Origin of the sequence: Methylopila musalis, from assembly GCF_042679725.1 — a bacterium.
Taxonomy (GTDB): Bacteria; Pseudomonadota; Alphaproteobacteria; order Rhizobiales; family Methylopilaceae; genus Methylopila; species Methylopila musalis.
In genome coordinates, this window is record NZ_JBHTMX010000144.1 from 1 (window position 1) to 6942 (window position 6942).

At 72.7% G+C, this 6942-nt stretch carries 7 protein-coding genes; 6 read left to right on the top strand and 1 reads right to left on the bottom strand.

Annotated features, from left to right (window positions below; translation table 11 throughout):
* Positions 1 to 1380, top strand: a 1380-nt coding sequence (locus ACFQ4O_RS13185; RefSeq protein WP_378776156.1) for a glycosyltransferase, incomplete at its 5' end; no start/stop codon positions are given.
* Between the two features lie 83 nt (positions 1381 to 1463).
* Positions 1464 to 1883, top strand: coding sequence for a peptide-methionine (R)-S-oxide reductase MsrB (gene msrB / locus ACFQ4O_RS13190; protein ID WP_378776157.1), 420 nt, complete (start codon positions 1464 to 1466; stop codon positions 1881 to 1883).
* On the opposite strand, the gene ACFQ4O_RS13195 is transcribed toward msrB, so the two are convergent.
* Positions 1864 to 3141: a PQQ-dependent sugar dehydrogenase gene (locus tag ACFQ4O_RS13195; RefSeq protein ID WP_378776158.1), complete on the bottom strand. Its 1278-nt coding sequence runs from the start codon at positions 3139 to 3141 to the stop codon at positions 1864 to 1866. The two genes, msrB and ACFQ4O_RS13195, sit on opposite strands and share 20 nt — an antisense overlap.
* A gap of 164 nt (positions 3142 to 3305) precedes the next feature.
* Here ACFQ4O_RS13195 and egtB point away from each other — a divergent pair, with 164 nt between their 5' ends.
* The 4 genes from egtB to ACFQ4O_RS13215 form a co-directional block, all read left to right on the top strand.
* Positions 3306 to 4586: an ergothioneine biosynthesis protein EgtB gene (egtB, locus tag ACFQ4O_RS13200; protein WP_378776159.1), complete on the top strand. Its 1281-nt coding sequence runs from the start codon at positions 3306 to 3308 to the stop codon at positions 4584 to 4586.
* Positions 4586 to 5545 carry an L-histidine N(alpha)-methyltransferase gene (gene egtD / locus ACFQ4O_RS13205; protein WP_378776161.1) on the top strand — a complete coding sequence of 320 codons (960 nt, stop codon included), beginning with the start codon at positions 4586 to 4588 and terminating at the stop codon, positions 5543 to 5545. Before egtB ends, egtD begins: the two co-directional genes overlap by 1 nt.
* Positions 5546 to 5640: 95 nt before the next feature.
* Positions 5641 to 6033 carry a hypothetical protein gene (locus ACFQ4O_RS13210; RefSeq protein WP_378776162.1) on the top strand — a complete coding sequence of 131 codons (393 nt, stop codon included), beginning with the start codon at positions 5641 to 5643 and terminating at the stop codon, positions 6031 to 6033.
* Positions 6034 to 6139: 106 nt separating this feature from the next.
* The coding region (locus tag ACFQ4O_RS13215) for an ArgK/MeaB family GTPase (protein ID WP_378776163.1) at positions 6140 to 6942 on the top strand (803 nt) is incomplete at its 3' end.

Sequence of the window (6942 nt, forward strand, 5' to 3'; positions counted from 1 at the left end):
GTCGCGCCCGAGCTCACGGTCGCCGGCGCCATGCCGGAGATGACGCCCCGGCGCCGGGAGGCGCTGCTGGCGCTCGCCGCGAGCGTGACGGCGGCCGCCTTCGCCTTCGACGTGGTGGCGCTGACGCTGTCGGTGCTCGCGGGGTTGCTGTTCCTGGCGCTGAACGTGTTTCGGGTGGCGATGGCGACCGGCGCGGCCGACGACGGAGGCCGGGAGCCCGCCCGCGCCGACGACCGGGACCTGCCGGTCTACACCGTGCTGGTCTGCCTCGCCCGCGAGGGGGCGGTGGTGCCCGGCCTGCTCGACGCGCTGGAGCGGTTCGATTATCCGCCGGCCAAGCTCGACATCAAGCTGTTGATCGAGCAGGGCGACGACGAGACGCTCGGGGCGCTGGCGCGCCGTCCGCCCCGCGCCGGGATTGAGGTGCTGACGCTGCCGCCGGGCGGGCCGAAGACAAAGCCGCGCGCGCTCAACGCCGGGTTGATGGCGGCGCGGGGCGCGCTCGTCACCGTGTTCGACGCCGAGGACCTGCCCGACCCCGACCAGCTGCGCCGGGCGCTCGCGGTGTTCCGCGCCTCGCCGCCGGAGGTCGCCTGCGTGCAGGCGCGGCTCGCCATCGACAACACCGGCGACGGCTGGCTCGCCCGCCAGTTCGCCATCGAGTACGCCGCCCTGTTCGACGTGGGCCTGCCGGCGCTCTCCGCCGCGGGGCTGCCGATCCCGCTCGGCGGCACCTCGAACCATTTCCGGGCGTCTGCGCTGCGCAGCCTCGGCGGCTGGGACGCGGGCAACGTCACCGAGGACGCTGATCTCGGCCTTCGGCTCGCGCGCTTCGGCTGGCGCACGCGCACGGTCGCCTCCGTCACGTGGGAGGAATCCACCACGCGCCTCTGGCCGTGGATCAAGCAGCGCACCCGCTGGATGAAGGGCTACATGGTCACCTCCGTGGTCCACGCCCGCTCGTTCGGCTCGCTCGCCGCGCGGCTCGGGCCGTTCCGGCTCGCCGGCGCGCTGATGACGGTGGCGGGCGTGGCGCTGACCGCGCTGGTCTATCCACTGGTGATGACCGGGCTGGCGGTGGACGCCCTGACGGGCGGCTGGGCGAAGCCCTCCAAGACGTCGCTCGAAAGCCTGCTGTTCATGGCCCATGTGGGCAATCTGGCGCTCGGCTGCGCGGCCGGGCTCGCGTGCTGCTGGCTCGGCGCCGACAAGCGCGGCGAGCCCCGGCTCGCGATCGACCTGTTCACCACGCCGCTCTACTGGCTGCTGGTGGGCGTCGCGGCGTGGCGGGCGCTGTGGCAGATCGTCTATGGCGACGCCAGCCGCTGGGAGAAGACCGCCCACGGTCTCTCCACCCGCCGCAGCCGGCCGCCGGCCTGAAGCGCCGCCCACTGGCGGGAGAGGGCCTCGATCCCCAGATTGGAGGCTCTCGAAGCTTCACGACACCGGAAGGAGCGCCGACCATGTCCCACGCCGCGTCCCTGTCACACGCCGACTACGAGGTCGTCCGCACCGACGAGGAGTGGCGGGCGCTGCTGACGCCCGAGCAGTACCAGATCATGCGCCGGCACGGCACCGAGCGCCCGGGAAGCTGCGCGCTGCTGCGCGAAAAGCGTTCCGGCGTGTTCGCCTGCGCCGGCTGCGGCCAGCCCCTGTTCCGCTCGGGCGAGAAATTCGAGAGCGGCACCGGCTGGCCGAGCTTCGACGCCCCGATGGAGGGCGCGCTCGGCGTCACCGAGGATCGCAGCTACGGCATGCTGCGCACCGAGGTGCACTGCTCCCGCTGCGGCAGCCACATGGGCCACGTCTTCCCGGACGGCCCGCCGCCCACGGGCCTGCGCTACTGCATCAACGGCGTGGCGCTCACCTTCGAGCCGGAGTGACCGGATCGCCGGCCTCGCTCCGGGGCGGGGAGGCCGGCGGCCCTTCGTAGGTCACGCGGTAGATCGCGCCGTTGTGGTCGTCGGAGACCAGCAGCGAGCCGTCCTTCAGGGGCATCACGTCCACCGGGCGGCCCACATAGTCCTCGTCCTGCACGAAGCCGGTGAGGAAGGGCTCCACGCTGATCACGCGGCCGCGCTCGTCCCGGAGCACGGCGACCACGTCCGCGTTCTTGCGGTTGCGGTTCCACGGGCCGTGGCGGGCCACGAAGATGGCGTGGGCGTAGGTCGGCGGGAACATGCGGCCGCGGTAGAACCGCATGCCGAGCGGCGCCATATGGGCGCCGAGCAGCGCCGCCGGCCGCACATAGGCGTCGCAGGAGCGGCCCCAGCCGAATTCGGGGTCGATCATGATGCCGGAGTGGCAGTAGGGGAAGCCGAAGTGCTGGCCAGCCTGCGTCACCCGGTTCAGCTCGTCAGAGGGCATGTCGTCCGACAGCCCGTCGCGCTGGTTGTCGGTGAACCAGAGCTCGCCCGTCACCGGATCGAAATCGAGCCCCACGCTGGTGCGCACGCCCTCCGCCACCGTCTCGAGCCCGGTGCCGTCGAGGTTCATGCGCACGATGCGGCCCCGGAGCGGGCCGGGCTCGCACACGTTGCACGGCGCGTTGACCGAGACATAGAGCTTGCCGTCCGGCCCGACGCGCAGCGCCTTCCAGCTCTGGGGCCCGTCGCCGGGAAAGCCGTCGTACACGACCGTGGGCGGCCCCGGATTGTCGAGCCGGTTCTCGATGTCGTCGAAGCGCAGAATGCGGCGCGGCGTCGCCACGTACAGCGCGCCCTTGTGGAACTCGACGCCGTTCGGCAGCGGCGTGTCCTGCAGCACGATCTTTACCTCGCGCCCGCCGCCGGGCTTAGGCACGATGGCGTAGACCCGGTTCGCCACGAACAGCGACGACACGAAGATCACGCCCTTGTCGCCCTCGCGCATCATACGGGCGTCCAGCACGTCGCTCGCGAAGGTCTCCACCCGGAAGCCGGGCGGGGCGGTCAACCGCGCCGTGGGCAGCTCGTCGGCGGGGGTCGGGGCGGGGAAGGCGGAGACCGGCGCCATCCGGCGCGCGGCGTCGGAATAGGGCCGGCCGATCGACCAGAACTCCTCCGCCTGCCCGGCGGCGACGGACGGCGCGACTCCGAGCGCCAGCGTCGCCGCCAGGGCGGCCAGACGGAGCGGGCGCGAGGTCGTGGTCGCGGGGGCCATACGCTGTCCTTGAACGCGCGGCGCGGGCCGCGGAGGCGCCGACCCTAAGGCGCCGCACGGGCGGCGCAAGCCGGTGGAACCGCGACGAAGGGCGGGTCGTTCTCCTCGAAGATACGAAGCGCGGCGCCGCCGGTGACACGCGCTCGACCCCAGGCGGAGCACAGATGACCCTGACAGCAGCGCGCGCGCCCCTGCGGCGCGGCCGGACGTGCGGCGCGTACGCCGACGTGCGGGACCACAGCCGACGTCTCGCCGAACCCTTGAGCGACGCCGACGCCACCGTGCAGTCCATGCCGGACGCCAGCCCCGCCAAATGGCATCTGGCGCACACCACATGGTTCTTCGAGACCATGATCCTGAAGCCGCACCTGCCCGGCTACCGCGAGTTTTCGCCGGTGTTCGGCTACCTGTTCAACTCCTATTACGAGACGCTGGGCGCCCGGCATCCGCGCCCGAAGCGCGGCATGCTGACCCGGCCCGCGCTCGACGAGATCATGGCCTACCGCGCCCATGTGGACGAGGCGATGGAGCGGCTGCTGTCCGGCGATCCGTCCGCGGAGGTGGAGACGCTGGCGGAGCTCGGCCGCCACCACGAGCAGCAGCATCAGGAGCTTCTGCTCACCGACATCCTGCACCTGTTCGCCCAGAGCCCCGTCCGGCCCGCCTATCGCGAGGCGGGGCCGGCGCTCGCCTCTGAGGGCGCGGCGCCCGAGGCGGCGTGGCTCGGCTTCGAGGGCGGCGTGGTCGAGATCGGCCATGACGGCGACGGCTTCGCCTACGACTGCGAGGGGCCACGGCACCGGGCGCTGATCGAGCCGTTCCGTATCGCCGACCGGCTCGTCACCAACGGCGAATGGCTCGCCTTCATGGCGGACGGCGGCTACCGCTCGCCGCTGCTGTGGCTCGCCGACGGCTGGGCGCAGGTGGGCGCCGAGGGCTGGTCCGCGCCGCTCCATTGGGAGCAGACCGACGGCGTGTGGCGGGTGATGACGCTGAACGGCCTGCAGCCGGTCGATCCGGACGCGCCGGTCGCCCATGTGAGCTATTTCGAGGCCGACGCCTTCGCCGCCTGGTCGGACAAGCGTCTGCCGACCGAACAGGAGTGGGAGCACGCCGTCCGCGTCTCCGGGGCGGAGCCGCCGGTGGACGTCGGCGACCCGCTGGCGCGGCTGCGGCCCCGTCCGGCGGGCGAGGGCGCGGGGCTGAAACAGGCCTTCGGCGAGGTCTGGCAATGGACCCGGAGCCCGTTCTCGCCCTATCCGCGCTTCCGCCCCGCGCCCGGCGCGGTCGGCGAATACAACGGCAAGTTCATGTGCGGGCCGTTCGTGCTCCGGGGCTCGTCGCTCGCCACGCCGCCCGGCCACGCCCGCGCCAGCTACCGCAACTTCTTCCTGCCGGACAAGCGCTGGCAGTTTTCCGGCCTCCGGCTGGCGGAGGACGCGTGATGCTGGACCGCGTCCCCCTTCACGAGATCCAGCGGGAGGCGTTCCGCGCCGATGTGCGGGACGGCCTCGCAGCTCCCGCCAAGCGCCTGCCGAGCCGCTGGCTCTACGACGATCGCGGTTCGGAGCTGTTCGAGGAGATCACCCGGCTGCCGGAATATTACCCGACCCGGACCGAGACCCGCATTCTGGAGGCCCGGGCGGAGGAGATCGCCGCCTTCTGCGGGCCGCGCGCCACGGTGGTGGAGTATGGCGCGGGCGCGGGCGTCAAGACGGCGCTGGTGCTGGCCGCGCTCGACAACCCGGCGGTCTATGTGCCGATCGACATCGCCGGCGACTTTCTAGAGCTCGCGGCGGCGCGGCTGAGCGAACGGTTCCCGTGGCTCGAAATCCGTCCGGTGACGGCGGACTTCACCGCCGAACTCGATCTGCCGGACGACCTGCCGAGGCTGAACGCGCGCATCGGCTTCTTCCCCGGCTCCACCATCGGCAATCTGTCGGAAGGCGAGGCGCGGACCTTCCTGCGCCGTATGCGCGGCCATCTCGGCTCGCAGGGCAAAGCGATCATCGGCGTCGACCTGCGCAAGGACCTCGGCCGGCTGCTCCCGGCCTACGACGACGCGGCCGGCGTCACCGCCGCGTTCAACCTCAACCTGCTGACGCGCATCAACCGGGAGCTGGAGGGCGGCTTCGATCTGGCGCGCTTCGCCCACGAGGCCCGCTGGAACGACGTCGAGGGCGCGGTGGAGATGCACGCGGTCAGCCTCGCCGACCAGACGGTCGCGATCGGCGGCGACCTCGTGGCCTTCGCCCGCGGCGAGACGATCCACACGGAAAGCTCCCGCAAATACTCGCCCGAGGCGTTCGACGCGCTGGCGGCGGCCGAGGGCTGGGCCGTGACGCGGCTCTGGACCGACGAGGATCGGCTGTTCGCGGTGATGGGGCTCGAACAGACCGCGTGAGGGGGATGACGCCGCCGGTCCGCCTGTGCCAGATAAGGGCATCATAAGAGGCGCGCGCCGCCCCACGCCGCGCCCGGACCGGAGGATCGTGTTCCATGAGGCTCATTCGCACCCTGACCGTGACGGCGGCGCTCGCCACGGCCACCGCCGCCTTCGCGCAAGGCGCGCCCGAGGCGACCGACGTCGCGTCGGTGGACGCCACCTACGGCAAGGCCTGCGCCGAGCGCGTGTCGAAGGAGCTGTGCGGCTGCGTCATCGGCGTGGCGAACGTGCATCTCGGGGACGTGGCCGAGCGGCAGGTGTTCTACGAATACATGATGGGGCAGGTGGAGCAGGCCAAGGCCCGCCGCGCCGCCTTCGCGCCCGAGAAGGCCATCGCCTTCAACATGGCGCTGCAGAAGGCGGACGTGATGCTGCGCGACCGCTGCGACGCCATCAAGCAGAAGGACGCCGCCGCCCGTCCGGCCGAGGCGCCCAAGGCGCCGTAACCGCCCGCGACATCCCGCCCGAGACCAAGGCGCCGTCGCGCGCCGCGGGGAATCGTGCGAGACGGAACCTAAGCCTTTCCGTCTCCCCAACGTCCGCCGGTCGCCCGTGAACGCTCGCTCCTTCCCCGACCTCGCCTCGCTGCGCGCCTCCGGCAAGGTCGGGCTCGCGCGAGCGCTCGCCCGGCTGGAGCGCGGCGCGGGCGGGCTGGAGGCGGCGGAGCTGCTGGACGCGGCGGAGGCTGAGCCCCATGGCGACGTGCTGGGCCTCACCGGCCCGCCCGGCGTCGGCAAGTCCACCCTCACTGGGGCGCTGGTGCGGGCCTTCCGCGCGGAAGGCCGCACCGTCGGCGTGGTGGCGGTGGACCCGTCCTCCATGCGCTCCGGCGGCGCGCTGCTCGGCGACCGCGCCCGCATCCCGACCGATCCGGACGACCGCGGCGTGTTCGTGCGCTCGCTCGCCGCGCGCGACCGCCTCGGCGGCCTGTCGGAACTCGCCTTCGGCGCGGTGATCCTGATGCGCGCGCTGTTCGACCGGGTGATCGTGGAGACGGTGGGCGTCGGCCAGTCGGAGGCGGACGTTGCGCTGGTGGCGGACACGATCCTGCTCGCGGTGCAGCCCGCCTCCGGCGACGCGCTGCAGTTCATCAAGGCCGGCGTCATGGAGCTGCCGGACGTGATCGCCGTCACCAAGGCCGATCTCGGCCTGCCGGCGATCCGCGCCCGCGAGGACCTCGAAGGCGCCATGACGCTGGCGAGCCCCGGCGCCGGGCGCTGGCGCGCGCCCGTCACGCTGGTTTCGTCCGAGACCGGCGAGGGGCTCGACACGCTGGCGGCGCTGATCGACGGCCACGCCGCCTTCCTGCGCGAGGACGGCCTGCGCGAGCGCCGCCGCGCCGAGCAGAGCGATCG